The organism is Pseudomonas sp. LAIL14HWK12:I1 (assembly GCF_003202095.1).
GTDB lineage: Bacteria > Pseudomonadota > Gammaproteobacteria > Pseudomonadales > Pseudomonadaceae > Aquipseudomonas > Aquipseudomonas monteilii.
The window spans coordinates 105243-131224 of the sequence record NZ_QJKG01000007.1 but is presented as its reverse complement, the minus strand read 5'-3'; the positions used below and the strand labels follow the sequence as shown (position 1 = coordinate 131224).

The 25982-nt window shown below is 62.3% G+C and carries 31 protein-coding genes; 12 read left to right on the top strand and 19 right to left on the bottom strand.

Going from position 1 to position 25982, the window contains the following annotated elements; translation table 11 throughout:
• Window positions 1-88: 88 nt before the first annotated feature.
• Window positions 89-1369 (bottom strand): MFS transporter, encoded by a 1281-nt coding sequence (locus D906_RS18335; RefSeq protein ID WP_025753780.1) that lies wholly within the window; start codon window positions 1367-1369, stop codon window positions 89-91.
• 13 nt (window positions 1370-1382) lie between these two features.
• The gene (locus D906_RS18330; protein WP_019099462.1) at window positions 1383-2033 is read right to left on the bottom strand and encodes a FadR/GntR family transcriptional regulator; all 651 of its coding nucleotides are present in this window, start codon (window positions 2031-2033) and stop codon (window positions 1383-1385) included.
• 141 nt (window positions 2034-2174) lie between these two features.
• Between D906_RS18330 and D906_RS18325 the strand changes: the two genes are divergently transcribed.
• On the top strand, window positions 2175-3359 hold the full coding sequence (locus D906_RS18325) for an alkaline phosphatase family protein (RefSeq protein WP_026020500.1): 1185 nt from the start codon (window positions 2175-2177) through the stop codon (window positions 3357-3359).
• 39 nt (window positions 3360-3398) lie between these two features.
• Here D906_RS18325 and hisC read toward each other — a convergent pair whose 3' ends face one another.
• The 10 genes from hisC to D906_RS18275 all read right to left on the bottom strand — a co-directional run bounded on the left by hisC (window position 3399) and on the right by D906_RS18275 (window position 11320).
• On the bottom strand, window positions 3399-4445 hold the full coding sequence (gene hisC, locus D906_RS18320; RefSeq protein WP_016713127.1) for a histidinol-phosphate transaminase: 1047 nt from the start codon (window positions 4443-4445) through the stop codon (window positions 3399-3401).
• A gap of 2 nt (window positions 4446-4447) precedes the next feature.
• Entirely contained in the window at window positions 4448-5773 is a 1326-nt protein-coding gene (gene hisD, locus D906_RS18315; RefSeq protein ID WP_025753782.1) for a histidinol dehydrogenase, read from the bottom strand.
• Between the two features lie 126 nt (window positions 5774-5899).
• A complete protein-coding gene (hisG, locus tag D906_RS18310) occupies window positions 5900-6535 on the bottom strand; it encodes an ATP phosphoribosyltransferase (RefSeq protein ID WP_016713129.1) in 636 nt (211 codons plus the stop codon).
• 91 nt (window positions 6536-6626) lie between these two features.
• Window positions 6627-7892, bottom strand: coding sequence for a UDP-N-acetylglucosamine 1-carboxyvinyltransferase (gene murA, locus D906_RS18305; RefSeq protein ID WP_016713130.1), 1266 nt, complete (start codon window positions 7890-7892; stop codon window positions 6627-6629).
• Between the two features lie 23 nt (window positions 7893-7915).
• The gene (locus D906_RS18300) at window positions 7916-8155 is read right to left on the bottom strand and encodes a BolA family protein (protein ID WP_003255121.1); all 240 of its coding nucleotides are present in this window, start codon (window positions 8153-8155) and stop codon (window positions 7916-7918) included.
• Window positions 8156-8272: 117 nt separating this feature from the next.
• Entirely contained in the window at window positions 8273-8575 is a 303-nt protein-coding gene (locus D906_RS18295; RefSeq protein ID WP_027615483.1) for a lipid asymmetry maintenance protein MlaB, read from the bottom strand.
• On the bottom strand, window positions 8572-9219 hold the full coding sequence (locus D906_RS18290; protein WP_019099459.1) for a phospholipid-binding protein MlaC: 648 nt from the start codon (window positions 9217-9219) through the stop codon (window positions 8572-8574). Before D906_RS18290 ends, D906_RS18295 begins: the two co-directional genes overlap by 4 nt.
• 9 nt (window positions 9220-9228) lie before the next feature.
• Complete coding sequence (gene mlaD, locus D906_RS18285; RefSeq protein ID WP_016485045.1) at window positions 9229-9714, bottom strand: outer membrane lipid asymmetry maintenance protein MlaD; 486 nt, start codon at window positions 9712-9714, stop codon at window positions 9229-9231.
• A complete protein-coding gene (gene mlaE / locus D906_RS18280) occupies window positions 9714-10511 on the bottom strand; it encodes a lipid asymmetry maintenance ABC transporter permease subunit MlaE (protein WP_016713133.1) in 798 nt (265 codons plus the stop codon). Before mlaE ends, mlaD begins: the two co-directional genes overlap by 1 nt.
• Window positions 10511-11320 carry an ATP-binding cassette domain-containing protein gene (locus tag D906_RS18275; protein WP_016713134.1) on the bottom strand — a complete coding sequence of 270 codons (810 nt, stop codon included), beginning with the start codon at window positions 11318-11320 and terminating at the stop codon, window positions 10511-10513. Before D906_RS18275 ends, mlaE begins: the two co-directional genes overlap by 1 nt.
• 248 nt (window positions 11321-11568) lie before the next feature.
• Here D906_RS18275 and D906_RS18270 point away from each other — a divergent pair, with 248 nt between their 5' ends.
• The 10 genes from D906_RS18270 to D906_RS18225 all read left to right on the top strand — a co-directional run bounded on the left by D906_RS18270 (window position 11569) and on the right by D906_RS18225 (window position 18582).
• The gene (locus D906_RS18270) at window positions 11569-12543 is read left to right on the top strand and encodes a KpsF/GutQ family sugar-phosphate isomerase (RefSeq protein ID WP_019099458.1); all 975 of its coding nucleotides are present in this window, start codon (window positions 11569-11571) and stop codon (window positions 12541-12543) included.
• A gap of 11 nt (window positions 12544-12554) precedes the next feature.
• Window positions 12555-13079, top strand: a complete 525-nt coding sequence (locus D906_RS18265; RefSeq protein WP_016713136.1) for an HAD family hydrolase — start codon at window positions 12555-12557, stop codon at window positions 13077-13079.
• Window positions 13080-13087: 8 nt separating this feature from the next.
• Window positions 13088-13660, top strand: a complete 573-nt coding sequence (gene lptC, locus D906_RS18260; RefSeq protein WP_019099457.1) for an LPS export ABC transporter periplasmic protein LptC — start codon at window positions 13088-13090, stop codon at window positions 13658-13660.
• Window positions 13647-14171 (top strand): lipopolysaccharide transport periplasmic protein LptA, encoded by a 525-nt coding sequence (gene lptA, locus D906_RS18255; protein ID WP_012270658.1) that lies wholly within the window; start codon window positions 13647-13649, stop codon window positions 14169-14171. The genes lptC and lptA overlap by 14 nt, the downstream gene beginning before the upstream one ends.
• Window positions 14172-14897 (top strand): LPS export ABC transporter ATP-binding protein, encoded by a 726-nt coding sequence (gene lptB / locus D906_RS18250; RefSeq protein WP_010952146.1) that lies wholly within the window; start codon window positions 14172-14174, stop codon window positions 14895-14897.
• A gap of 176 nt (window positions 14898-15073) precedes the next feature.
• A complete protein-coding gene (locus tag D906_RS18245; protein WP_025753783.1) occupies window positions 15074-16567 on the top strand; it encodes an RNA polymerase factor sigma-54 in 1494 nt (497 codons plus the stop codon).
• A gap of 79 nt (window positions 16568-16646) precedes the next feature.
• On the top strand, window positions 16647-16955 hold the full coding sequence (hpf, locus tag D906_RS18240; RefSeq protein ID WP_003255135.1) for a ribosome hibernation-promoting factor, HPF/YfiA family: 309 nt from the start codon (window positions 16647-16649) through the stop codon (window positions 16953-16955).
• A gap of 12 nt (window positions 16956-16967) precedes the next feature.
• Window positions 16968-17432 (top strand): PTS IIA-like nitrogen regulatory protein PtsN, encoded by a 465-nt coding sequence (gene ptsN, locus D906_RS18235; RefSeq protein WP_016713139.1) that lies wholly within the window; start codon window positions 16968-16970, stop codon window positions 17430-17432.
• Window positions 17433-17434: 2 nt separating this feature from the next.
• Complete coding sequence (rapZ, locus tag D906_RS18230; RefSeq protein WP_016713140.1) at window positions 17435-18289, top strand: RNase adapter RapZ; 855 nt, start codon at window positions 17435-17437, stop codon at window positions 18287-18289.
• Between the two features lie 20 nt (window positions 18290-18309).
• Window positions 18310-18582: an HPr family phosphocarrier protein gene (locus tag D906_RS18225; RefSeq protein ID WP_016713141.1), complete on the top strand. Its 273-nt coding sequence runs from the start codon at window positions 18310-18312 to the stop codon at window positions 18580-18582.
• A gap of 42 nt (window positions 18583-18624) precedes the next feature.
• Here D906_RS18225 and D906_RS18220 read toward each other — a convergent pair whose 3' ends face one another.
• From D906_RS18220 to pmbA, 6 genes are all read right to left on the bottom strand, one after another.
• Window positions 18625-19518 carry a ZIP family metal transporter gene (locus tag D906_RS18220; RefSeq protein ID WP_019099455.1) on the bottom strand — a complete coding sequence of 298 codons (894 nt, stop codon included), beginning with the start codon at window positions 19516-19518 and terminating at the stop codon, window positions 18625-18627.
• Between the two features lie 11 nt (window positions 19519-19529).
• Window positions 19530-20141, bottom strand: coding sequence for a superoxide dismutase (locus tag D906_RS18215; RefSeq protein ID WP_027615482.1), 612 nt, complete (start codon window positions 20139-20141; stop codon window positions 19530-19532).
• 1 nt (window position 20142) lies between these two features.
• Window positions 20143-20604 carry a hypothetical protein gene (locus D906_RS18210; RefSeq protein ID WP_019099453.1) on the bottom strand — a complete coding sequence of 154 codons (462 nt, stop codon included), beginning with the start codon at window positions 20602-20604 and terminating at the stop codon, window positions 20143-20145.
• Window positions 20605-20631: 27 nt separating this feature from the next.
• Window positions 20632-22008 (bottom strand): lyase family protein, encoded by a 1377-nt coding sequence (locus tag D906_RS18205; protein WP_025753786.1) that lies wholly within the window; start codon window positions 22006-22008, stop codon window positions 20632-20634.
• Window positions 22001-22402 (bottom strand): hypothetical protein, encoded by a 402-nt coding sequence (locus D906_RS18200; protein ID WP_019099451.1) that lies wholly within the window; start codon window positions 22400-22402, stop codon window positions 22001-22003. Before D906_RS18200 ends, D906_RS18205 begins: the two co-directional genes overlap by 8 nt.
• 126 nt (window positions 22403-22528) lie before the next feature.
• Window positions 22529-23875, bottom strand: a complete 1347-nt coding sequence (pmbA, locus tag D906_RS18195) for a metalloprotease PmbA (protein ID WP_019099450.1) — start codon at window positions 23873-23875, stop codon at window positions 22529-22531.
• Window positions 23876-23983: 108 nt separating this feature from the next.
• Here pmbA and yjgA point away from each other — a divergent pair, with 108 nt between their 5' ends.
• Window positions 23984-24505, top strand: a complete 522-nt coding sequence (yjgA, locus tag D906_RS18190) for a ribosome biogenesis factor YjgA (RefSeq protein ID WP_016713148.1) — start codon at window positions 23984-23986, stop codon at window positions 24503-24505.
• Window positions 24506-24540: 35 nt separating this feature from the next.
• Here yjgA and tldD read toward each other — a convergent pair whose 3' ends face one another.
• A complete protein-coding gene (gene tldD, locus D906_RS18185) occupies window positions 24541-25980 on the bottom strand; it encodes a metalloprotease TldD (protein ID WP_016713149.1) in 1440 nt (479 codons plus the stop codon).
• Window positions 25981-25982 lie beyond the last annotated feature (2 nt).

Sequence of the window (25982 nt, the reverse complement as noted above, 5' to 3'; positions counted from 1 at the left end):
TCCGTCCTGGGGTTCAAAGCAGCACGATAATCTGCCCCGATAGCTTATGCCAGTACCCGCGAAGAGGCCGGCACTGCCATCACCCGTCTCAGACTTTTTCGCTGGTCACCTGCACATGCAACGCCCGCCCGGCACCCAGCCCGAACACGATGGCACCAATACCCAATACCGCAAAAATCCACCCCAGCGCGGCCCAGCCCCCGGTAAGGTCATGCACCAGCCCCACCGCAAACGGCCCCATCGACGCCAAGGTGTAACCCACGCCCTGCGCCATGCTCGACAGGTTCGCCGCTACATGGGCGTCTTTCGAACGCAGCACAATCAGGGTCAGCGCCAGGGCAAAAGTACCGCCCTGCCCCAGGCCCAGCACCACGGCCCATCCCCACAGCCCCGAAACCGGCGCATACAGGCAACCGAACAGGCCCGCCAGGGTAATCAACATGACCAGCACGATCGCCAGGCGTTGGTCCTTGCCACGGGTGGCTAGCCAGGGCGCACTCAGCGAGCTGACCAGCTGCACGATCACCGACCCCGACAGCACCAGCCCTGCCTCGGTCGGGCTCAGGCCACGGCCTATCAGGATCGATGGCAACCAACCGAACACGATGTAAGCCAGCGATGACTGCAAGCCCATGTACAAGGTCACCTGCCAGGCCAGCGGATCGCGCCACAGGCCCCGTACACGATAAGCCACCTTGTGCAGGCCATGCCCCTGGCGGGCCTGTGGCAGCCACACCAGCATCGCCAGCAAGGCCGGCAATACCCAGAAGCCCAGCCCAAGTGCCCAACTACCGCCAAAATGCTGGGCCAACGGTACGGTAGCCCCCGCCGCCATGGCGGCGCCCAGGCACAACGCCATGGTGTACACACCGGTCAGCGTGCCGGCGTGCTGCGGGAAGTCGCGCTTGACGATACCCGGCAGCAGCACGCCGATAATGCCAATGCTCGCCCCCGCCATCAGGCTGCCGAGGAACACGCCAACGGGGCCGAAGGCGCTTCGCACCCCGATACCCAGCGCCAACGTGACAAGAATGCCGAGGATCACCCGCTCACTGCCAAAACGCCGCGCCAGCAAGGGTGCCAGCGGCGCGAACAGCCCCAGGCACAGCACCGGCAAGGTGGTCAGCAAGCCGGCCTGCGAGGCACTCAGCCCCAGCCCTTCAGACACCAGCCCCAGCACCGGCGCCATGCTCGACAACGCCGGGCGCAGGTTCAAGGCTACCAGCACCAGGCCCAGCAGCAACAGCCAGGGCCGCCGCAACACTACAGGCTGCTGCTGCACCTGCTCGTCGTCAGCCTCGGCATCGATCAGCAGCTCATCGAGGTCCCGCTCGTTCGGCGGGGTATTGCGGGTGATGGATTCAGCCATGGCCTTCTCGGTGTCAGGATTCGATGAGGGTGCGGCTGAGGCGCTTGGCCCGCTCCGCGTCGCGTTGTTCGATGGCTTCGAGGATCTGGCCGTGCAGGTCGAACGTGGCCTGACAGCGCGGAACAGTCGCCATGTTGCGTTGCAGCGCGGCAGCCACCACCCCGGAAAAGTAGCGATACAGCTCGCTTAACGCCGGGTTGTGGGCGGCATCGACCAACCGCTGGTGGAACACCAGGTCGCAGGCCACATAAGCATCGACATCCCCGTGAAAGTGCCCGGCGCTGCTGGCCAGCGCATCGCGTAGCGCCTGCAGATCGGCATCGGTACGGCGCAGCGCCGCCAAGCCGATGGCTTCGGCTTCGAGGATGTGACGGGTTTCCCGGGCCTGCTCAGCACTGCAGCGAGACATCGCCTGCACCGCCTGCAGCGGATCCTGGGCCGTGCGCAGGTAACTACCGTCACCTTGGCGAATTTCCACCAGGCCACTGAACGCCAGCACACGCATGGCTTCGCGCACGGTATTGCGGCTGATGCCCAGTTGCAGGGCCAACTCCGGCTCGGTAGGCAGTCGCTGGCCGACCTGCCAGTCGCCCAGCACGATGCGCTCACGCATGCGATCCACAGCAAGCTCAACCAGGGAACGCTTGGTCAGCTCAGTATTCATTGCACTCAACCAATCATCCGATGAATTTGCACAAGCTTACTGGAGGCCGGTCTACGCCGCAAACCACCTGACATTTCTGCCAGTTGTGAACAACCCACGTTGTTGCAACGCTCGCAGTAGTACTTTCAAGGGCGTCCTGACATGCGACTCACTAGCCTGCTGCTATTGCTGCTTCTGGCCATACTCCCGGGTTGCGAACCGACCCGACACCCAAGCCGCCCCAAGGCCTTGTTAATCGGTCTCGATGGTGTGCAGCTTGAGCGCTACCTGCAATTGGGCGACGCGACCAACCTCAGCCAGCGGCTGTATTACGGCAAGGCCTATACGGGTGGCATCAACGGCAAGGCCAGCGAGCAACCGACCTTGTGCGGCCCGGGATGGGTCACGTTGCTGACGGGTGTCTGGAGCAACAAGCACGGGGTCAGCAACAATGCCGAGTCATTGCGGGTAGACCCGTCGTTTCCCAGCCTGTTCAAACGACTGCGACTGGCCATGCCGAATGCCTACCTGTCCAGCGTGGTCGGCTGGTCACCGCTGAACACGGCCTACCTGCTGGAGGACGCCCATGGCGCCGATGTGCGTGAGAGTGGTTTATCAGATGCACGCGTCATCGAGCGAACGCTGCAGATCCTGGACAATACACCCGCCGACTTTACCTTCATTCAACTGGATGAAGCAGACCAGACTGGCCACGACAGCGGCTTTGGCGAACGCTATCAACAGTCGTTGCGCACGCTCGACAGCCAGATCGGCCATTTGCTGGACAAGGTCGATGAGCGCCAGCGCCTGAACCCGCAGGAAGACTGGCTGGTGATCGTCAGCACGGACCATGGGCGGGATTACTGGGGCAAAGCGCATGGCGGTATGTCGGAGCAGGAAAAAACCATCTTCATTGCCAGCAACAAGCCGTTGAACCAGGAACTTTCGCAACCCGGCATTCCAGCGGAAAACCCTGGGCCGAACCACCTGTACAGCCTGCCTGCGCAAACCTCGGTCGCCCCCACCGTGTTACGTCACATGGGCCTGAAACTGCTGCCGGAATGGCTACTGGATGGCACACCCTTGCTGGGTGATACCGGCGTGCGCAAGGTACGGGTCGACGAAACCAAAGGGCGGGTACGCTGGAACAGCAATGCTCCCGGCTACCTGACGATACTCAAGAACGGGCATGTGGTTGCGCAAGTACCGGCCAAGGACGGGCAATGGACCGACCCCGAAGGCATGGGGCAGGAGAACGACTATGTGCTAGTGCTCGATGGCACACCAGCGGCGGTGCGTAACCGTCCGGCTGGCAAAGCATTTGTCATAGAAGAAAGCAGTTATTAAGCCGGGCGCGCTCTTAATAAAGGCGCGCCCGACAATGCTTCAGTTCAACGCATCGAGCAACGCCTGGTTCATCTCTGGCGTACCGATGGTAATGCGCAGGAACTGGGCAATGCGTGCCTGCTTGAAGTGACGCACGATCACGCCCTGCTCCCGCAGTCGGGCAGCCAGTTCGGCGGCATCCTGTTGCGGGTGGCGGGCGAAGATGAAGTTGGCGGCCGAAGGCAACACTTCAAAGCCCTTGGCTTGCAACTGCCCGACCAACGCTTCGCGGCTGTCGATCACTTTACGGCAGGTTTCTTCGAAGTACTCACGGTCTTCGAACGCCACCGCTGCGCCCACGATCGCCGCTCGGTCCAGCGGGTAGGAGTTGAAGCTGTTCTTGATCCGCTCCAGTGCCTCGATCAGGTCCGGATGCCCCACCGCCAGACCAACCCGCAGGCCAGCCAGCGAGCGCGACTTCGACAGCGTCTGGGTGACCAGCAGGTTGTCGTAGCGGTCCACCAGGCTGATGGCCGTCTCGCCGCCGAAATCGATGTAAGCCTCATCCACCACCACCACCGAGTCACGGTTGGCCTGCAGCAACTGCTCCACTGCCTGCAGCGGCATCAGGCAACCTGTCGGCGCGTTGGGGTTGGGGAAGATGATGCCGGCGTTGGGCTTGTTGTAGTCCTCGATGCGGATCTGGAACTGCTCGTCCAGCGCCACCTGCTCGAAGGCAATACCGTAGAGACCACAGTAGACCGGGTAGAAGCTGTAGCTGATGTCCGGGAACAACAGCGGTGCATCGTGCTGGAACAGGCCGTGGAAGATGTGCGCCAACACCTCATCCGAGCCGTTGCCGACAAACACTTGCGCCGGGGTTACGCCGTAATAGTCGGCCACCGCTTGCTTGAGGCGGTCACCGTTCGGGTCCGGGTAAAGGCGCAGGTTATCGTTCAACTCACCGCGCATGGCCTCCAGCGCCTTGGGCGATGGGCCATAGGGGTTTTCGTTGGTGTTGAGCTTGACCAGACGGGCCAGCTTGGGCTGCTCGCCCGGCACGTAAGGCACCAGGTCCTTGACGAAGGGGCTCCAGAATCGACTCATGCTCAGTTCCCCTTCTCTTGGGTCAGGATACGGTATTCAGCGCTGCGGGCGTGGGCGGTCAGCGACTCGCCACGGGCCAGGACCGACGCGGTGTGCCCCAGCTCGGAGGCACCCTGCTCGGAGCAGAAGATGATCGACGAACGCTTCTGGAAGTCATACACCCCCAGCGGCGACGAGAAACGTGCGGTGCCGGAGGTCGGCAACACGTGGTTGGGGCCGGCACAGTAATCGCCCAGCGCTTCGCTGGTGTGGCGGCCCATGAAGATCGCCCCAGCGTGGCGAATGTGCGGCAACCAGGCTTGCGGGTCGGCCACCGACAGTTCCAGGTGTTCCGGTGCAATACGGTTGGCCACGTCCATCGCCTGTTGCATGTCACGCACCTGAATCAGTGCACCACGGCCGTTGATCGACTTCTCGATGATTTCGGCACGCTCCATGGTCGGCATCAGCTTGTCGATGCTGGCGGCAACGCGGTCGAGGAAGGCGGCATCCGGGCTGACCAGAATGGCCTGGGCGTCTTCGTCGTGCTCGGCCTGGGAGAACAGGTCCATGGCGATCCAGTCCGGGTCGGTCTGGCCGTCGCACACCACGAGGATTTCCGACGGGCCGGCGATCATGTCGATGCCCACCTGGCCGAACACATGGCGCTTGGCAGTAGCAACGTAGATGTTGCCTGGGCCGACGATCTTGTCCACCTGCGGCACGCTTTCGGTGCCGTAGGCCAACGCGGCAACAGCCTGGGCACCACCGACGGTGAACACACGGTCGACACCGGCAATGCACGCGGCCGCCAGCACCAGCTCGTTGACCTCACCACGCGGGGTCGGTACCACCATGACCACTTCGGCCACGCCGGCAACCTTGGCCGGGATGGCGTTCATCAACACCGACGACGGGTACGACGCCTTGCCGCCCGGCACATACAGGCCAGCACGGTCCAGTGGGGTAACCTTCTGGCCAAGCACAGTGCCGTCGGCCTCGGTGTACTGCCAGGAATCCTGCTTCTGCCGCTCGTGGTACATGCGCACGCGATTGGCGGCTGTTTCCAGGGCTTCGCGCTGGGCCGGGGTGATGCGGGTCAGCGCCAGCTCCAGGCGTTCACGATTGAGGATCAGGTCGTCAATCGACTTGGCATCTACGCCATCGAAACGCTGGGTGAATTCAACCAGCGCCGCATCACCGCGCTCACGCACGGCCTTGATGATGTCGAGCACGCGCTGATTGACCGCGTCATCGGACACACTTTCCCAGCTCAGCAGATGATCCAGATGTCGGGCGAAATCCGGATCAGCGGCGTTGAGACGGGCAATTGCAGTGGACACGGTCATGGCGAGGGCCTCGATTATTAGCGAATGCTCAGGCGCCCTAGGCTACCAGTCCATCCGCGCGGGCACCCGAGAAAAATGGCTATGACGCGGATAGACGGGCGCGACAGCGAAGGCCGCGCGCAGGAGTCAGCCGCGGTGTCGCGATTCGACCGCTTGACGAAGCGTGTCGATCAGGCTCTGGATACGGGCGTGCTGCATTTTCATGGAGGCCTTGTTGACCACCAGGCGCGAGCTGATCGTGGCGATCAGTTCCTGGGGCTCCAGGCCGTTGGCACGCAGGGTGTTGCCGGTGTCGACCACGTCGATGATCTTGTCGGCGAGGTTGATCAGCGGTGCCAGCTCCATCGAGCCATATAGCTTGATGATGTCGACCTGACGCCCCTGCTCGGCGTAGTAACGCTTGGCTACGTTGACGAACTTGGTGGCCACGCGCAGGCGGCCCTTGGGCTCAGGCGCGCCAACCGCGCCAGCCGTCATCAGCTTGCACTGGGCAATCTGCAGGTCCAGAGGCTCATACAGGCCCTGGCCGCCGTACTCCATCAGCACGTCCTTGCCGGCCACACCCAGGTCGGCGGCACCATGCTCGACATAGGTCGGCACGTCGGTAGCACGCACGATCAGCAGGCGCACGTCGTCCTGCGTGGTGGGGATGATCAGTTTGCGGCTCTTGTCCGGGTTCTCGGTCGGCACGATACCGGCCTCGGCCAGCAACGGCAGGGTATCGTCGAGAATACGGCCTTTGGAAAGCGCGATGGTCAACATTGGAACGTCGGTCCTTAAGCGGCTGCTGCCGGCCAGGTCATCGACCTGGCCGCATTCAATTCAAAGGGTGCGTCCATGCACCTTCGGGCTACTAGCCCGGTACGCGGCGGATTTTCGCGCCGAGCATCTGCAGTTTCTCTTCGATGCACTCGTAACCACGGTCGATGTGGTAGATGCGATCGATCAGGGTATCGCCTTCGGCAACCAGCGCCGACAGCACCAGGCTGGCGGACGCACGCAGGTCGGTGGCCATGACCGGGGCACCCTTCAGCGCTTTTACGCCAGTGACGATGGCAGTGTTGCCTTCGACCTGGATCTGCGCGCCCATGCGGTGCATTTCGTAAACATGCATGAAACGGTTTTCGAAGATGGTCTCGATCACTGCGCCCGTGCCTTCGGCAATGGCGTTCAGCGAGATGAACTGCGCCTGCATGTCGGTCGGGAACGCCGGGTACGGAGCGGTACGCAGGTTGACGGCTTTCGGCCGCTTGCCATGCATGTCCAGCTCGATCCAGTCTTCGCCGGTGTTGATGTCGGCGCCGGCTTCCTTGAGTTTTTCCAGTACGGCTTCAAGGATGGTCGGGTCGGTATCCTTGACCTTGACACGGCCGCCAGTCACGGCAGCAGCGACCAGGTAGGTACCGGTCTCGATGCGGTCCGGCATCACGCGGTAGTTGGCCGAGTGCAGGCGCTCGACGCCATCGATGGTGATGGTGTCGGTGCCAGCGCCCTGGACGTTGCCACCCATGGCATTGATGAAGTTGGCCAGGTCGACCACTTCCGGCTCACGCGCGGCGTTCTGCAGCACGCTGCGGCCTTTGGCCAGGGCAGCGGCCATCATGATGTTTTCGGTACCGGTCACGCTGACGGTGTCGAAGAAGAAGTGCGCACCGCGCAGGCCACCCTCAGGCGCCTTGGCCTTGATGTAGCCGCCTTCCACTTCGATTTTCGCGCCCATGGCTTCGAGGCCACGGATGTGCAGGTCGACCGGGCGTGAGCCAATGGCGCAACCGCCAGGCAGGGCCACTTCGGCTTCGCCGAAACGGGCAACCATCGGGCCCAGCACCAGGATCGAGGCGCGCATGGTCTTGACCAGCTCGTAAGGCGCGACCAGGGTCTTGATGGTGCGTGGGTCGATCTCCACCGCCAGCTTTTCGTCGATCACAGGCTCGATGCCCATGCGGCCGAACAGCTCGATCATGGTGGTGATGTCGTGCAGGTGCGGCAGGTTGCCCACGGTGACCGGGCCGTCAGCCAGCAGGGTAGCCGCCAGAATTGGCAGGGCTGCGTTCTTCGCACCCGAAATGCGGATCTCGCCGTCAAGGCGAGCGCCGCCAGTAATAATCAGTTTGTCCATTGGAATCTCGCCGCCAAGTTGGCTCAGGTGCGCTCAGCCCAGGCTGCGCTGCTGAAAAATTTCATGGTTACCGCATGGATGCTGCCATTGGCAATCCACGGATTCAGGTGAGCATAGATCGCCTGCTGGCGTTTGACCGGGCTCAGGCCAGCCAACTCGTCGCTGATCACGTTCAACTGGAAGTTGCAGCCTTCGCCTTCAACTTCGACCCGGGAACCCGGCAATTTCTCTTCAAGGAAGCTTTTAACTTCTACGGCCTGCATGCTCAACCTCAATCGGCGCCCGATGCGCACGGGTCGGCCATCATACAAAAAAGCCCCTCGCCTGCGAAGCCCAACGAGGGTTTCGCTGACCGAGGGGCCATCATCCGCGCTGGGCCATCAGGTTGCCATCACTTCATCGAGGTCATAAACCTCGGCAATTTCCCGCATGTCGTCGGGCATGTTGCGCACCTGGCAGCCCTTGCCACCCGCTTGGGCATCGCGCATGAATGCCAGCAACAGCGACAGACCTACGCTGGTGGAGTGCTGCACCGCCGAGCAATCCAGCACCAGCTGCGCCTCGCGGCAAGCCGCGATCAGTGCCTTGCCCTGCTTGCGCAGGACCGGGCCGCTACGGTAATCCAGCACACCAGCCAGGCGCAGTACGCCCGGCTCGGCCATGCTTACAGCGGCCTCACTCATTTGACGGTCTTCTCTGGCGAGTTGTCGGCAGCCTGCTTGGCCTTTGCCACTTCACCGGCCCAGCCATCGATGGTCTTGTCCAGGTCGTTGCCGTTGCGCTGCATGGCATCGGCGAACTGGTCGCGGAACAGCTTGCCGATGTTGATGCCGTTGACGATGACGTTACGCACTTTCCATTCGCCACCCAGGTTTTCCAGGGTGTACTGCACCGGATATACGGCGCCATTGTTGCCGGTGACCTTCATACCTACGGAAGCGCGCTTGCCGTCATCGGCTTTGGCCGGGTCTACGACGATACCCTGGTTGTTGTACTCCAGTAGCGCGTTACCGTAGAACTGGAACAGGCTGCGCTTGAAGTTTTCCTGGAAGCGCTGCATCTGCTCGGGCGTGGCCTTGCGCGAGTACTTGACGGTCATGATGCTTTTGGAAATACCGTCGGCATCGACCACCGGCGCGAGGATCCGGTCAAGGGTGTCGTAGAAAGCTTGCGGGTTGGACTTGTACTGCTCTTTGTTGGCCTTGAGCTCACTCAGCAGCTCGGTGGTGGTGCTCTGCACCACGTCGTGCGGCGACTGCGCGGCCAGGGCCATCAGAGGGAAGGCCGCCAGCAGGACCAGCAGGCCACGTCGCAGGATCGAAATCATGGAAACTCCTTAATTAGCCGGTTGCGCTTCTTTCGGTTCCTTGCCAACGGAGTTGAGCAGGAACTTGCCAATCAGATCTTCCAGCACCAGTGCTGACTGGGTGTCGTGGATGGTCGCACCGTCCTTGAGCACCTGGTCTTCGCCGCCCACGCTGATGCCGATGTACTTCTCGCCAAGCAAGCCGGCGGTCAGGATCGAGGCCGTGGAGTCGGTCGGCAGGTTGTCCACCGACTTGTCCAGCTGCAGCGTCACCCGACCGGTGTAGGAATCACGGTCCAGATCGATGGCGGTAACCTTGCCGATCGTCACACCGGCCATGGTCACTTTAGCTCTGACCGTCAAACCGGCGATATTGTCGAAGTAGGCATAAACTTTATAGGTATCGCTGCTCGGGCTGGCCGACAGCCCGCTGACACGCAGGGCCAGCAGCAGCAGCGCCAGGATCCCGGCCAGGAGGAACAGGCCGACACCGATTTCCAGGGTGCGGTTTTGCATCAGAAATCTCCAAACATCAAGGCGGTCAGAATAAAGTCCAGACCCAGCACTGCCAACGAGGCATAGACCACGGTCTTGGTGGTGGCACGGCTGATCCCTTCTGAGGTGGGCTCACAGTCGTACCCCTGGAATACGGCGATCCAGGTCGTGACGAAGGCGAACACCAGGCTCTTGATCAACCCGTTGAGCACGTCGTCGGTAAAGGAAACACTGTTCTGCATGTTGGCCCAGAACGAGCCCTCGTATACACCCAGCCAGTCCACAGCCACCCACGAGCCCCCCCAGATGCCGACCACGCTGAAGATCAGCGCCAGCAGCGGCAACGAGATGAAACCGGCCCAAAGGCGTGGCGCGACGATGTACTTGAGCGGGTCGACGCCGATCATTTCCAGGCTCGACAGCTGCTCGGTGGACTTCATGTTGCCAATTTCAGCGGTCAGTGCGGAGCCTGCGCGGCCGGCGAACAGCAACGCTGTCACCACCGGACCAAGCTCGCGCAGCAGGGTCAGGGCGACCATCTGCCCCACCGCCTGCTCCGAACCGTATTTGGTCAGGATGCTGTAGCCCTGCAGCGCCAGCACCATGCCGATGAACACCCCGGACACGACAATGATCGCCAGCGACAGCACGCCTACCGAGTACAGCTGCTTGGTCAGCAACTGGAAACCGCCGCCGATGCCGCCGCGGCCGATCAGTGCATGGAACAGGAACAGGCAGGAACGCCCCAGTACCGCCAGCACGTCGATCGCCGAGCGACCTAGCAGGCGGACACGTTCGAGTAAGGATCTTCTGCGCATCAACGCGCCCCCAGCAGGTCGGCGCGGTAATCAGGCGCAGGAAAGTGGAAGGGAACCGGGCCGTCCGGGTCGCCCTTCATGAACTGGCGAATCCGTGGGTTGTCCGACCCCATCAGCTCATCAGGCGTGCCCTGGCCCAACACCTGGCCGTCCCCCACCACATAGATGTAGTCGGCAATGCTGGCGGTTTCTGCCAGGTCGTGGGACACGACGATGCTGGTGATGCCTAACGCATCGTTGAGCAGGCGGATCAGGCGCACCAGTACGCCCATGGCGATCGGGTCCTGGCCGACGAACGGTTCGTCGTACATGAGGATCTGCGGGTCCAGGGCAATGGCCCGGGCCAGCGCCACACGGCGCTTCATGCCGCCAGACAGTTCGTCGGGCATCAGGTCGATGGCACCGCGCAGGCCCACGGCCTGCAGCTTCATCAACACGATGTCACGGATCATCTCGTCCGACAGCTGGGTGTGCACGCGCAGCGGGAACGCGACGTTCTCGAACACATCGAGGTCGGTGAACAGCGCGCCGCTCTGGAACAGCACACCCATCTGCTTGCGGGCGTCGAACAGGTCGCTGCGCGACAGCGTCGGCAGGTTTTGCCCGGCAACCCATACCTCACCGCTGGAGGGGCGCAGCTGCGCGCCCATCAGGCGGAGCAACGTGGTCTTGCCGCAACCCGATGGCCCCATGATGCCGGTGACCTTGCCGCGCGGGATGCGAATGTCGACGTTGCTGAAAATGCTGCGCGAACCGCGTTTGAAGGTAAGCCCCTTCAACTCGACCGCGTAGGCGCTATCCACACTCATCTAGACTCCTTGCTAGTGCAGCCTCGTCCTAATGGACGCCGGCCTCCATCAGGAAGGCACACGCGCCCCTGGCAGGCCGAATAGCGGCGAACTATAGCACCGCTGACAGCGCCGCCCCAAGGCCGGGCAACGAGTCGTTCAGCCCTGAGACAGGCTTTGATGACATTCGCCACAGCAATCGAAAGGGTGAGGGTTTTTGTCATTGCGCGTATAATCGCGGCCTTTTCATCAGGCATTGCTTTTTCGACATGAGCCAATCCAGCGAGCTGATCCAATCCGCCCAACGCACCCTGCGCCTGGAACTCGAGGCCGTAGAGGCCCTGCTGGCGCGCATCGACGACAACTTCGTCAAGGCCTGCGAACTGATCCAGGCCTGCAAGGGCCGGGTTGTCGTGGTCGGCATGGGCAAGTCCGGGCACATCGGCAACAAGATCGCCGCCACCCTGGCCAGCACCGGCACCCCGGCATTTTTCGTGCACCCGGCCGAAGCCAGCCATGGTGACATGGGCATGATCACCCGCGAGGATGTCATCCTTGCCCTGTCGAATTCCGGCAGCACCGCAGAGATCGTCACCTTGCTGCCCCTGATCAAGCGCCTGGGCATCAAGCTGATCAGCCTTACCGGCAACCCGGATTCGCCCCTGGCCCAGGCCGCCGAGGTCAACCTTGACGCCCGCGTCGCGCAAGAGGCCTGCCCGCTGAACCTGGCGCCCACCTCCTCTACCACGGCGTCGCTGGTGCTGGGGGACTGCCTGGCCATCGCCCTGCTCGAAGCCCGAGGCTTCACCGCCGAGGACTTTGCCTTCTCGCACCCGGGTGGCGCACTGGGCCGACGCCTGCTGCTCAAGGTCGAGAACGTGATGCATGCCGGCGACGAACTGCCTCAAGTGCCGCGTGGCACCCTGCTCAAGGACGCGCTCCTTGAAATGTCCCGCAAAGGTTTGGGCATGACCGTGATCGTCGAAGCTGACGGCAAGCTGGCCGGGATCTTCACCGACGGCGACCTGCGCCGCAGCCTGGACCGCAACATCGACGTACACACCACCCTGATCGATCAGGTCATGACCGTGCATGGCAAGACGGCACGTGCCGAAATGCTTGCCGCCGAAGCCCTGAAGATCATGGAAGACCACAAGATCGGCGCCCTGGTGGTGGTGGATCGCGAAGACCGCCCGACCGGTGCCCTGAACATGCACGATCTGCTGCGCGCCGGCGTAATGTAAGGAGCGATGGAATGAACCAGGACCTCATGCAACGCGGCAAGCACATCAAGCTGGCAGTGTTCGACGTGGACGGCGTGCTCACCGACGGGCGCCTGTACTTCCTCGAAGACGGCAGCGAATTCAAGACCTTCAACACCCTCGACGGCCAGGGCATCAAGATGCTCATGAACGCGGGCGTGACCACCGCGATCATCAGCGGCCGCAAGACCCCGGTGGTCGAGCGCCGCGCCAGAAACCTCGGCATCCCGCACCTGTATCAGGGCCGAGAGGACAAATTGGTCGTGCTTGACGGCCTGCTCGCCGAACTGGGCCTAAGCTATGATCAAGTAGCCTACCTGGGCGACGACCTGCCGGACCTGCCGGTCATTCGCCGGGTAGCATTGGGCATGGCCGTGGCCAACGCCGCGCCGTTCGTTCGCCAGCACGCCCACGGCGTGACCCAGGCACGCGGCGGCGAGGGAGCGGCCCGTGAATTCTGCGAACTGATCATGCAGGCCCAGGGTACCCTGGACGCTGCCAACGCCAACTACCTGTAAGGCTGCCCATGTTCAGCAAGAAAGCCCGCAATGCTGCGCTGCTCGCAGTGATCGCTGCCCTGCTGGTGGCGATCGGCTACTGGAATGTCAGCCCGGAAAGCTTCCTCGACAAGCCGGTGGCCCAGGTCGACGAAAGCGCTATCGACTACTATGCGATCAACGCCCACAGCGTGCAGTTTCTGCCCGACGGCAAACTGCAGTACGAGATGACCGCCGACAAGGTCGAACACCTCAAGGCCAGTGAAATCACCCTGCTGACCACGCCGGACCTGCACATGTACCGCGGCACCGAATACCCGTGGCACGTGCAGAGCACCCGCGCCGAGGTCAACCCGGACGGTACCGAGGTCGAGCTGATCGACAAGGTACGGGTTGCTCGCACCGACGAAAAGCAGCGCGAAACCATCATTACCAGCTCACGCATGACCGTGTTCCCGCAGAAGCAATATGCGCAGACCGAGCAAGCCGTTAGAATCGACGGCGCCGGTGGCACTACTACGGGCAAAGGAATGAAAGCGTATTTGAAAGAAGGCAAGATGGACTTGCTCTCTAACGTAAGAGGACAGTATGAGGCTCGTTAAAACCCTCCCCCTTTTGCTCAGCCTGAGCGCAGCACTGGGAAGCGCGAGCGCCCTCGCCCTGCCGAACGACCGTGACCAGCCGATCCGTATCCAGGCCGACAACGCCCACCTGGACGACAAGCAAGGCGTGGCCACCTACACCGGCGACGTGATCATCACCCAGGGTTCGATGATGATCAAAGGCAACACCGTGACCATCACCCGTTCCGCCTCTGGCGACATCGACGTGGTGACCTCGGTGGGCAACCTGGCCTACTTCGAGCAGCAGCAGAGCGCGGCCAAGCCGGACAAGATGAAAGGCTGGGGCGTTACCATCCAGTACCAGTCGCAGAAGGACCTGGTGATCCTCACCGACCGTGCCAAGGTCGAGAACGAGGGCAACACCACCGAAGGCGAGAAAATCGTCTACAACACTCAGACCCAGGTGGCGACTGCGGGTCGCGGTGGCAACGTGACCACACCGCGTCAGCGTATCGACATGGTGATCCAGCCCAAGAAGAAGGCCGAGTAAATGGCAACCCTCAAAGCCCAGCACCTGGCCAAGAGCTACAAGGGGCGACAGGTGGTACGTGACGTCAGCCTGTCGATCGACAGCGGCCAGATCGTCGGCCTGCTTGGCCCCAACGGCGCCGGCAAGACCACTTGCTTCTACATGATTGTCGGGCTGGTCCAGGCCGAGCAGGGGCGTGTGCTTATCGATAACCTCGATGTCAGCCACCAGCCCATGCACGGCCGCGCCCGCGCCGGCATCGGCTACCTGCCGCAGGAGGCCTCGATCTTCCGCAAGCTGTCGGTGGCCGACAACATCATGGCCATCCTCGAGACCCGCAAGGACCTCGACCGCGACGGGCGCCGCAAAGAACTGGAAAGCCTGCTACAGGAGTTCCACATCAGCCACATCCGTGACAACCTCGGCATGAGCCTGTCCGGTGGTGAACGCCGCCGGGTCGAGATTGCCCGCGCCCTGGCCACCGCACCCAAGTTCATCCTGCTGGACGAACCGTTCGCTGGCGTCGACCCGATTTCGGTCGGCGACATCAAGCAGATCATCCACCACCTCAAGGCCAAGGGCATTGGTGTACTGATCACCGACCACAACGTGCGCGAAACCCTGGATATCTGCGAAACCGCCTATATCGTCAACGATGGCCGCCTGATCGCCGAAGGCGATGCCGAGACCATCCTGGCCAACGAGCTGGTCAAAGAGGTTTACCTGGGCCACGAGTTCCGGCTCTGACCCCGGCACATGCCTGGAGTACTGGCAAATCGCCCTGAAACCGGGGTGAAAGTTGTTACAGTGCTCTAGGCAAACGCTACAATTTAAGGCATAAAACTTGCTTGATCTGGCGCCCCGGCGCCCTCGTGTAGTGGATGGCGCATGCGCGCCGGCGAACAAGGTATTAAGCCCCAGCCATGAAACCATCGCTCGTCCTAAAAATGGGCCAGCAACTGACGATGACACCGCAGTTGCAACAGGCCATCCGCCTGCTCCAGCTTTCCACCCTGGACCTCCAACAGGAAATCCAGGAAGCGCTGGAGTCGAACCCGATGCTCGAACGTCAGGAAGACGGCGACGACTTCGACAACAGCGACCCGATGGCGGACAACGCCGAGAACAAGCCGGCCGCCGAAGTCCAGGACAACAGTTTCCAGGAAAGCACCGCCAGTGCCGACAACCTGGAAGACGGTGAGTGGAGCGAGCGCATCCCCAACGAGCTTCCAGTCGATACCGCCTGGGAAGACATCTACCAGACCAGCGCCAGCAGCCTGCCAAGCAACGATGACGACGAGTGGGACTTCACCACCCGCACCTCAGCCGGCGAGAGCTTGCAGAGCCACCTGCTGTGGCAACTGAACCTGGCACCGATGTCCGACACCGACCGCCTGATCGCCGTCACGCTGATCGACAGCATCAATGGCCAGGGCTACCTGGAAGACACGCTCGAGGAAATCTGCGCCGGTTTCGACCCGGAGCTGGATATCGAGCTGGACGAGGTCGAAGCGGTGCTGCACCGCATCCAGCAGTTCGAGCCAGCCGGCGTCGGCGCGCGCAACCTGGGCGAATGCCTGCTGCTGCAACTGCGCCAGTTGCCCGCCAGTACCCCCTGGATGACCGAAGCCAAGCGCCTGGTCACCGATTTCATCGACCTGCTCGGCAGCCGCGATTACAGCCAGCTCATGCGGCGCATGAAAATCAAGGAAGACGAGCTGCGCCAGGTGATCGAACTGGTACAGAGCCTCAACCCGCGCCCCGGTTCGCAGATCGAGTCCAGCGAGCCCGAGTACGTGGTGCCTGACGTCATCGTGCGCAAAGACAGCGACCGCTGGCTGGTGGAGCTGAACCAGGAGGCTATCCCGCGCCTGCGCGTCAACCCGCAATACGCCGGTTTCGTGCGCCGTGCCGATACCAGCGCCGACAACACCTTCATGCGCAACCAGTTGCAGGAAGCGCGCTGGTTCATCAAGAGCCTGCAAAGCCGCAACGAAACCCTGATGAAGGTTGCCACACAGATCGTCGAGCACCAGCGCGGTTTCCTCGACCATGGTGACGAAGCCATGAAGCCGCTGGTATTGCATGACATCGCAGAAGCGGTGGGCATGCACGAGTCGACCATTTCGCGGGTTACCACGCAGAAATACATGCATACACCGCGTGGCATCTACGAACTGAAATACTTTTTCTCCAGCCACGTCAGCACCTCCGAAGGCGGAGAATGCTCGTCCACGGCGATCCGCGCGATCATCAAAAAACTGGTTGCGGCGGAAAATCAGAAAAAGCCATTGAGTGACAGCAAGATCGCTGGTTTACTGGAGGCACAAGGCATCCAGGTAGCCCGTCGCACCGTCGCCAAGTACCGCGAGTCCCTCGGCATCGCACCGTCGAGTGAGCGCAAGCGACTGATGTAGCCCCTGAGATGTGCCACAGCGTTTGTGGGGCAGGTGCAAGACCTGCCTCTTTATGCACGGGCAACAAAGGAGAAGCTGTATGCAAGTCAATATCAGTGGACAGCATGTAGAAGTCACCCAGCCACTGCGCGATTACGTGCTTGAAAAGCTCGCCCGCGTGGAAAGTCACTTCGACAAGATCACCAACGTGCAGGTCATCATGAAAGTCGAGAAGCTGCAGCAGAAGGTCGAGGCGACCCTGCAGATTCCCGGCGGCGAAGTGGTAGCCAACGCCGAACACGAAGACATGTATGCAGCGATCGACGCCTTGGCCGACAAGCTCGACCGCCAACTGAAAAAACACAAGGAAAAACAGCAAAGCCTGCTGCAAGGTGCAGCTGCCCGCTGATCCCCCTCATCCATGATCCGACTTGAAACCATCCTGACCCCCGGCCGTTCACTCGTGAACGTGCCGGGCGGCAGCAAGAAGCGCGCCCTGGAAAAGGTCGCCACCGTCATCGCCGACCAAGTGCCAGAACTGGAGATGCAAGACGTCTTCGAAAAGCTGGTCGCCCGCGAAAAACTCGGATCGACCGGTTTCGGCAATGGCATCGCCATTCCGCACTGCCGCCTTGAAGGCTGTTCAGCGCCGGTTAGCGCCCTGCTGCACCTGGAAGCACCTATTGATTACGACGCCATCGATGGCGCGCCCGTGGACCTGCTGTTTGTACTGCTGGTACCCGAAGCCGCCACCGATGCGCATCTGGAACTGCTGCGTCAGATCGCCAGCATGCTCGATCGCAAGGAGGTCCGTGATCGCCTGCGCGCGGCCACCAGCAGTGAGGCCCTGTTCCAGGTTGTCCTGGACGTACAGAACGAGCACTGAACATGCGCCTGATCATCGTCAGCGGCCGGTCCGGCTCCGGCAAGAGCACCGCCCTCGATGTCCTGGAAGACAACGGTTTCTACTGCATTGACAACCTGCCCGCCGGGCTGCTGCCGCAGCTGGCGGAGGATGCACTGATCAACACGGAATTACTGCAACCCAAGGTTGCCGTGTCGATCGATGCACGCAACCTGCCCAGCCACCTCACGCGCTTCCCCGAGCTACTCGAAGAAGCCCGTGCGCGGAACATCCAGTGTGACGTGGTGTTCCTGGATGCCGACGAAGACATGCTGCTCAAGCGCTTCTCGGAAACCCGTCGTCGCCATCCACTGACCAATGCCAACCGTTCGCTGGCAGAAGCGATCCGCGTGGAGAGCGAACTGCTGGGGCCAATTGCTGACCTGGCAGACCTGAAGATCGACACCACCAGCCTCAACCTGTACCAACTACGGGACTCGATCAAGCTGCGCCTGCTCAACCAGCCCGAGCCCGGCACAGCCTTTTTGGTCGAGTCGTTTGGTTTCAAGCGCGGCATGCCAGTCGATGCCGACCTGGTGTTCGATGTACGCTGCCTGCCCAATCCCTACTGGAAGCCCGAACTGCGTGAGCACTCCGGCCTCGATCAACCGGTCGCCGACTACCTGGCCGCACAGCCAGACGTCGAGGACATGTTCAATGACATTTCCAGCTACTTGCTCAAGTGGCTACCCCGCTTCGCCGCCAGCAACCGCGCCTACGTCACCATTGCTATCGGCTGCACCGGCGGCCACCACCGCTCGGTCTACATCACCGAACGCCTTGGCCAGTTGCTGCAGCAATCCCTGAAAAACGTCCAGGTCCGCCACCGCGACCTCTAAGCCCAAGGATCCGCCCCACGATGCCCGCCCGCGAAATCACCATCATCAACAAGCTGGGCCTGCATGCCCGGGCGGCAGCCAAGTTCGTCGGCGTTGCCGGCCGCTTCCCCTGCCAGGTACGGGTTGGCCGCGCACCGGACAAGCTGGTGGATGGCAAGAGCATCATGGCGGTGATGATGCTGGCGGCCGGCAAAGGCACACAGGTTCACCTGCTTACCGAAGGTGAGCAGGACAACGACGCCATGGATGCGCTGGTCGAGCTGATCAACAACTTCTTCGACGAAGGCGAATAAGCCGCTTCGATCCAGGTTGACTGTACCGGCGATGAGGTCAGATCAGGACATCGCGGTGTCCATCACCATCATCAGGCAGAACCCGATACAAAGCCCCAGGCTAGCCAGGCGATGGTGGCCGTTGCTGCGTGATTCCGGGATGATTTCCTGGGTAACCACCAGCAGCATCGCCCCCGCCGCACAGGCCAGGCCCAGCGGCAGCAGCAGCTCGGCGATGTTCACCAACCAGGCACAGATCACTGCGGCTACCGGCTCGACCAGCCCAGAAGCGGCACCGATCAGGAAGGCTTTGAAGCGCGGCATGCCCGCCCCCGCCAGCACCAGCGCAATGACCAGCCCTTCAGGCACATCCTGCAAGGCGATGCCCATGGCCAGGCTGTCGGCGTCGGCCATGCCACCACCGGCCGATACGCCAATCGCCATGCCTTCGGGGATGTTGTGCGCGATGATCGCGATGACAAACAGCCAGATGCGCGCGGCAATCACTGGCTGATTGCCGGTGCCGACCAGTGCTTCCGGCGAGGCACCTGACACCTTGAGGTCAACCAGAAACAGGCACAGCGCACCGAACATCAGGCCAAAGCTGATCAGGCCACCCGCGCCCCAAGGGCTGAAACCGATGGATTGAGCGGCGTCCAACCCCGGAATGATCAGGGAAAACGCGGTGGCCGCCAGCATTACGCCAGCGCCGAAGCCCAGCAGCGTATCGGCCAGTGCCACCGGCATGTTGCGAATGACCAGTACCGGTACCGCGCCCAGCGCCGTCCCCAGGGCGCATAATGCGCCGCCTTCCAGCGCACGCAACATGCGCGGTTCCAGGTCCAGCCAGGCAAGGCCACGCGCCACCAGCAGCGCGGCGCCAGCCAGCAAAAGCAAAGTCCCAAGCGCCAGCCGAAACAGGCGCACACTGCTGACAGACATCACCTCAGAGCGCATACCGGTCCGACTCACTTCAGGGCTTCGAGGTAACGGCGTTCCACTTCGGCCCAGTCAATCACGTTGTAGAAGGCACCGATGTATTCCGGACGACGGTTCTGATACTTCAGGTAGTAGGCATGTTCCCACACGTCCAGGCCGAGGATTGGCGTGTTGCCGAGCATCAGCGGGCTGTCCTGGTTGCCACTGCTCTCGACAACGAGGGTTTTCTGCGGCGTTACGCTGAGCCAGGCCCAGCCGCTGCCAAAGCGGGTCAGCGCAGCCTTGGTGAACGCCTCCTTGAAGGAATCGAAACCACCCAGTTGCGAGGCGATGGCCTGCGCCAGCTGGCCGTGTGGCTCACCACCACCTTGCGGCGACATCACCGTCCAGAACAGGCTATGGTTGGCGTGCCCCCCGCCATGGTTGGTCACAGCGCCACGCAGGCTTTCCGGTAGCTGCTTGACTGCACCAACCAGCTTCTCCACGGGCCATTCGGCCCATTCGGTGCCTTCGATGGCGGCATTGAGGCCGTTGACGTAGGTCTGATGGTGCTTGGTGTGGTGAATTTCCATGGTCTGCGCGTCGATGTGCGGCTCCAGCTCATCGTAGGCGTAGGGCAAAGCAGGCAAGGTATGCGGCATGTCATTGAATTCCGTAGGCATGGTTTCTGTGCGCCACGTCTGGCTGGGCAGCGAACGCGCTGGCCCCGGTGCCGTGGCGGTTGAGCAGACGCTCGGTACGTGGGTACTGGCCGTATTCGGCGATAAAACTCAGCAGCTGGGTGTAGGTGCGTCCACTGTGACGCAGGGCTGCGTCACGCAGCCCCTGGGGTAAACGCGCCTCCTGGCTGGCCTGCAACAGCCGCTGGTGAGCGGCGCACAGGTAGTCGGCGCTCTCGTGCGGCTGGTTGAGGCGCAGGTGCAGGTCGGCCAGGTTGTGATGGGCGATGACGAATGCAGCCACCGCTTCGTCGACGTCATGCCAGCGCTCGAACAGCACCTGCGCCAGCGCCAGGGCTTGCAGGTAGTGTTCCCGGGCGTCGACCAACCCGCCTTGTTCGAACAGGCGGTTGGCGGTTTCCGTAGTGCGTTTCCAGTGCTGCATGGTTGTCTCCTGAGCGGCGACGCAGTGTCAGATACCGCCAGCGGTGAGTTTTTCCGGGTCCAGCAGTGCTTCCAGCTGGTCGCGTGACAGGTCGGTGTGCTCCAGCGCCACGTCGATGATCGGGCGGCCCTGCTTGTAGGCGGTCTTGGCGATTTCGGCGGCCTTGAGGTAGCCGATGATCGGGTTCAGCGCAGTGACCAGAATCGGGTTGCGCGCCAGGGCTTCCTTGAGCTTGCCCTCGTTGACCCTGAACGTGGCGATGGCCTTGTCGGCCAGCAGACGGCTGACGTTGGCCATCAGCTCGATGCTTTCCAGCAGGTTGCGGGCGATCACCGGCAGCATCACGTTCAGCTCGAAGTTGCCGGACTGGCCAGCGACAGCGATGGTGGCGTCGTTGCCGATCACCTGGGCAGCAACCATGGCGGTGGCCTCAGGAATCACCGGGTTGACCTTGCCAGGCATGATCGAAGAGCCCGGTTGCAGGCCTTGCAGCTCAATTTCGCCCAGGCCGGCGAGCGGGCCGGAGTTCATCCAGCGCAGGTCGTTGGCGATCTTCATCAGCGCCACAGCAGTGGTCTTGAGCTGGCCAGACAGCGCCACGGCAGTGTCTTGCGAGCCGATCAGGGCAAACAGGTTCTGGCCCGGGGTGAACTCTACCTGGGTCAGGCCGCTGAGCTGGCGGGCGAAACCGGCCGCGAACTGTGGGTGGGCGTTGATGCCGGTACCCACGGCCGTGCCACCCTGGGCCAGCGCCTGCAAGCTCGGCAGGGTCGCCTCGATGTGCGCCTTGGCAGCGTTGATCTGCGCGGCCCAGCCATCCAGCACCTGGCTCATGCGCACCGGCATGGCGTCCATCAAGTGGGTACGGCCGGTTTTCACGTACTGATGCACCTGCACCGACTTGGTCTCGATCACCTGCACCAGGTGGCTCAGGGCCGGAAGCAGTTGTTCGTGCAGGGCCAGTGCAGCACTGACGTGAATGGTGGTCGGGATGATGTCGTTGCTGCTCTGGCCACAGTTGACGTGGTCGTTGGCGTTGACCGCATCACCCAGTACACGGCTGGCCAGGGTGGCGATCACCTCGTTGGCGTTCATGTTCGAGCTGGTGCCGGAGCCGGTCTGGAACACATCCACCGGGAAGTGCTGGATGAAGTCCTCGGCCAGCAGTTGCTCGACCGCCTTGACGATGGCATTGCCCTGCGCGGCAGACAATTGCTCCAGCTCGACGTTGGCCTTGGCGGCAGCCGCCTTGGCCAGCAACAGCGCGCGAATGAACTGGGCCGGCATGCGCTGGCCGCTGACCGGGAAGTTGTCGACCGCGCGCTGAGTCTGGGCACCGTACAGGGCCTGGGCCGGCACCTGCAGTTCGCCCATGCTGTCACGCTCGATACGGGTATCACTCATCATCAAATCCTTGCATCAGTTCATCGGGAGAAATCGACGGCAGCAGGCGGCAATTGGCCAACTGCAGGGCGTAGGGCTGCCAGCGCTGGTTCTGTTCCTGGCGATCGAGATTGCGAAGGTCCAGCAAGGGGCGCCAGGCCTGGTCCAGGCACAGGCAGCGCCAATGCCAGGGCAGCATGCGGTCGCAGGCGGTATCCAGTAACAGGCGCAAGGAGGTCAGGGCCACCGTCCATGGCGAAGTCTCGGTGCAGCACACCAGGTAGCGGCCCTCGGCCAGGTAATGCTCGATCAGGCGCGGCTCGTCGGGTTCGAGCGCACAGCGGATGCGCCGGCTGAGCCAGCGCCAGTTTTCCAGGTAGGGCAGTTCGCGGAGGACGGGTTTCATGAACATCATCGCCGGGTTACTGGATAATGATATTCATTATTAGGTGATAAATAGAATCACTTCAAGAAAAAGGTGATGAAACAAAAACCCGGCGCAGGGCCGGGTCTTCTGATTTGCCAAGGTATCTGGAACGAATCAGCTACCTGCGACAGTCATTCGCTCGATCAGTACCGAACCCGTGTGAATGTTGCTACGGGTTTCGAGATCACTCCCGATCGCGACAATTTGCTGGAACATATCCTTCATATTGCCGGCAATGGTCACTTCCTGCACCGCGTGCTGGATCTCGCCGTTCTCAACCCAGAACCCTGCCGCACCACGGGAATAATCCCCGGTCACCATGTTCAGGCCATGCCCCATCAGCTCGGTGACCAGCAGGCCACGGCCCATGCGGCGGATCAGTGCTGCCTGGTCTTCGACACCATGGCTGACGTACAGGTTATGCACGCCACCGGCGTTGGCAGTACTTGGCAAGCCCAGCTTGCGCCCGGAATACGTGCCCAGCAGGTACGACACCAGCTCGCCTTTGTCGACGAACGGCTTGGCATAGGTGGCCAGACCGTCACCATCGAATGCGGCGCTGCCCAGCGCTCGCGGAATGTGCGGGCGCTCGTCGAGGGTTAGCCAGGAGGGGAACAGGCGCTGGCCAATGGTCCCTTCAAGGAATGACGATTTGCGGTAAAGATTGCCGCCGGAAATGGCCGAGAGGAAGCTGCCGAACAGGCCGCCGGCCAGCTCGGCGGAAAACAGCACCGGCACCTCGCAAGTGGGCACCGGGCGCGCGCCCAGGCGGCTGGCGGCACGCTGGGCAGCGCGTACACCGATACTGCGCGGATCGGCGAGCAGGTTGCCTTGGCGGTTTACGTCATACCAATAGTCGCGCTGCATCTGGCCGTCGCCTTCGGCGATCATGACGCAGCTCAGGCTGTGCCGGGTCGAAGCGTAGCCCCCGATGAAGCCATGGCTGTTGCCATACACGCGGCAGCCCTGGTGGGTATTGAGGGTGGTGCCATCGGCATTGAGGATGCGCGGGTCGGCATCGAACGCCGCAGCCTCGCAGGCCAGGGCCATCTCGATGGCCTTCTCGGGCTCAATGTCCCAGTCGTGATAAAGGTCCAGGTCCGGGATGTCCCGGGCCATCAACGCGGCGTCCGCAAGGCCCGAGCATTCGTCCTCGGAAGTATGCTTGGCAATGGCCAACGCCGCAGCGACGGTTTCGCGGATCGCGTCCGGGCCACTGGCCGAAGTGCTGGCCGAACCTTTGCGCTGGCCAACGTAGAGGGTAATGCCAAAGCCCTGGTCGCGATTGAACTCAACGGTCTCGACCTCACGCTGGCGTACCGTGGTGGACAGGCCCTGCTCCAGCGACACGGCCACTTCGCAGGCACTGGCCCCTTGGCGGCGAGCCTCGGCGATGATTGCCTCGACCTGCTCCTGCAATGCTGGCAGGTCTTTCGGACCTACGCTCTGGACTGCACTCATGGTTCTCTCCACTCAAATTCTGCGTTCGGCGAGGGTCATTCTACGACCGGGCCGGACAAGCGGCCCCCGACTGGTTATCATGGCGGCGATTTCTAGCGGACTGCCACCATGGTTGATTCAAACGACGACGCCTTCGACGGCGAAAAAAGCAAAACCCAGATCAAGCGCGAACTGCATGCGCTGGTCGAACTTGGCGAGCGCCTGACCACGCTCAAGGCCGATACCCTGGCACGCCTGCCGTTGACCGACGAGCTGCGCAAAGCACTGGCTGAAGCCAGCAAGCACACCGCTCATGGCGCCCGTAAGCGCCACATGTCGTTCGTCGGCAAGCTGATGCGCGTACAGGACCTGGATGCCATCCACGCCTTGCTCGAACAGATGGACAGCTCGACTCGCCAGTACAACGAGCGATTCCACAACCTGGAGCGCTGGCGTGACCGGCTGATCGACGGTAACGACGAAGACCTCGAGCGTTTCGTCAACGAGTACCCCGAAACCGATCGCCAGCAAATGCGTTCGCTGGTGCGCCATGCTCAACACGAAAAGGCCCGGAACAAGCCACCTGCCGCTGCGCGCAAGGTGTTCAAGTACATCCGCGACCTCGACGAGTTGCAGCGCGGGTTGCGCTGAACCCTTGGGGGCCGCTTTGCGGCCCCCAAAAGCCATCACGCCCCGGTACCGCCCACGGTAATCGCATCCAGCTTCAAGGTAGGCTGCCCTACCCCCACCGGCACCGACTGCCCGTCCTTGCCGCATGTGCCCACTCCGCTGTCCAGCGCCAGGTCGTTACCGACCATCGACACCCGGCTCATCGCCTCAGGACCATTGCCGATCAGGGTTGCGCCTTTCACAGGTGCAGTAATCTTGCCGTCTTCGATCAGGTAGGCCTCACTGGTCGAGAACACGAATTTGCCGCTGGTGATGTCCACCTGGCCGCCGCCCAGATTGGCGCAGTAGATCCCTTTTTTCACCGATGCGATGATTTCCTGCGGGTCGCTTTCGCCAGCCCGCATGTAGGTATTGGTCATGCGTGGCATCGGCAGGTGTGCGTAGGATTCGCGGCGCCCGTTGCCGGTCACCGCCATGCCCATCAGGCGTGCGTTCAGCTTGTCCTGCATGTAACCCTTGAGCACCCCGTTCTCGATCAACGTGGTGCACTCGGTCGGGGTACCTTCGTCATCGACGCTCAGCGAACCACGGCGGCCCTCAAGCGTGCCATCGTCAACGATGGTGCACAGGCTCGATGCCACTTTCTCGCCGATACGGCCGCTGAAAGCCGAACTGCCCTTGCGGTTGAAGTCACCTTCCAGGCCATGGCCGACAGCCTCGTGCAACAGCACACCCGACCACCCCGAACCTAACACCACCGGCAAGGTACCGGCCGGAGCCGGAATCGCTTCCAGGTTCACCAGGGCCTGACGCAGCGCTTCACGGGCATAGCCCATCACGCGCTCTTCAGTGAAGAAGCGGTAGTCGGTACGCCCGCCACCGCCCTGCCCGCCGCGCTCGCGGCGGCCGTTCTGCTCGACGATGACGCTGACGTTGAAGCGCACCAGCGGACGCACGTCGGCAGCCAGGCTGCCATCGGCCGCCGCAATCAGGATACGCTCCCAAACCCCGGCCATGCTCACACTGACCTGCTGAATTCGCGGGTCCAGGGCACGGGTGGCGGCATCGACACGCTTGAGCAGCTCGACCTTTTCGGCACGGCTCAGTACATCCAGCGGGTTGTCCGCCGCATACAGGGCCGTGACGTCCTGGCTGCGGAAGGCCTGCACCGTACCGTTTTGACCGGCACGGGAAATGGAACGGGCGGCGCGCGCCGCCGAGGTCAGCGCCTCGAGGTTGATTGCATTGCTGTAGGCGAACCCGGTCTTTTCACCGGACTGGGCACGCACGCCCACGCCCTGGTCGAGGTTGAAACTGCCCTCTTTGACGATGCCGTCTTCCAGGGCCCAGGTTTCCGAGATCTGGCCCTGGAAATACAGGTCGGCGGCGTCGATGCCGGGGCCAGCCAACTCACCCAGCACGCTCTGCAGGCTGTCCAGGGTCAAGCCGCCTGGGGCCAGGAGCTGCTCACTGACGGTGGATAACATCTGGCTCATAG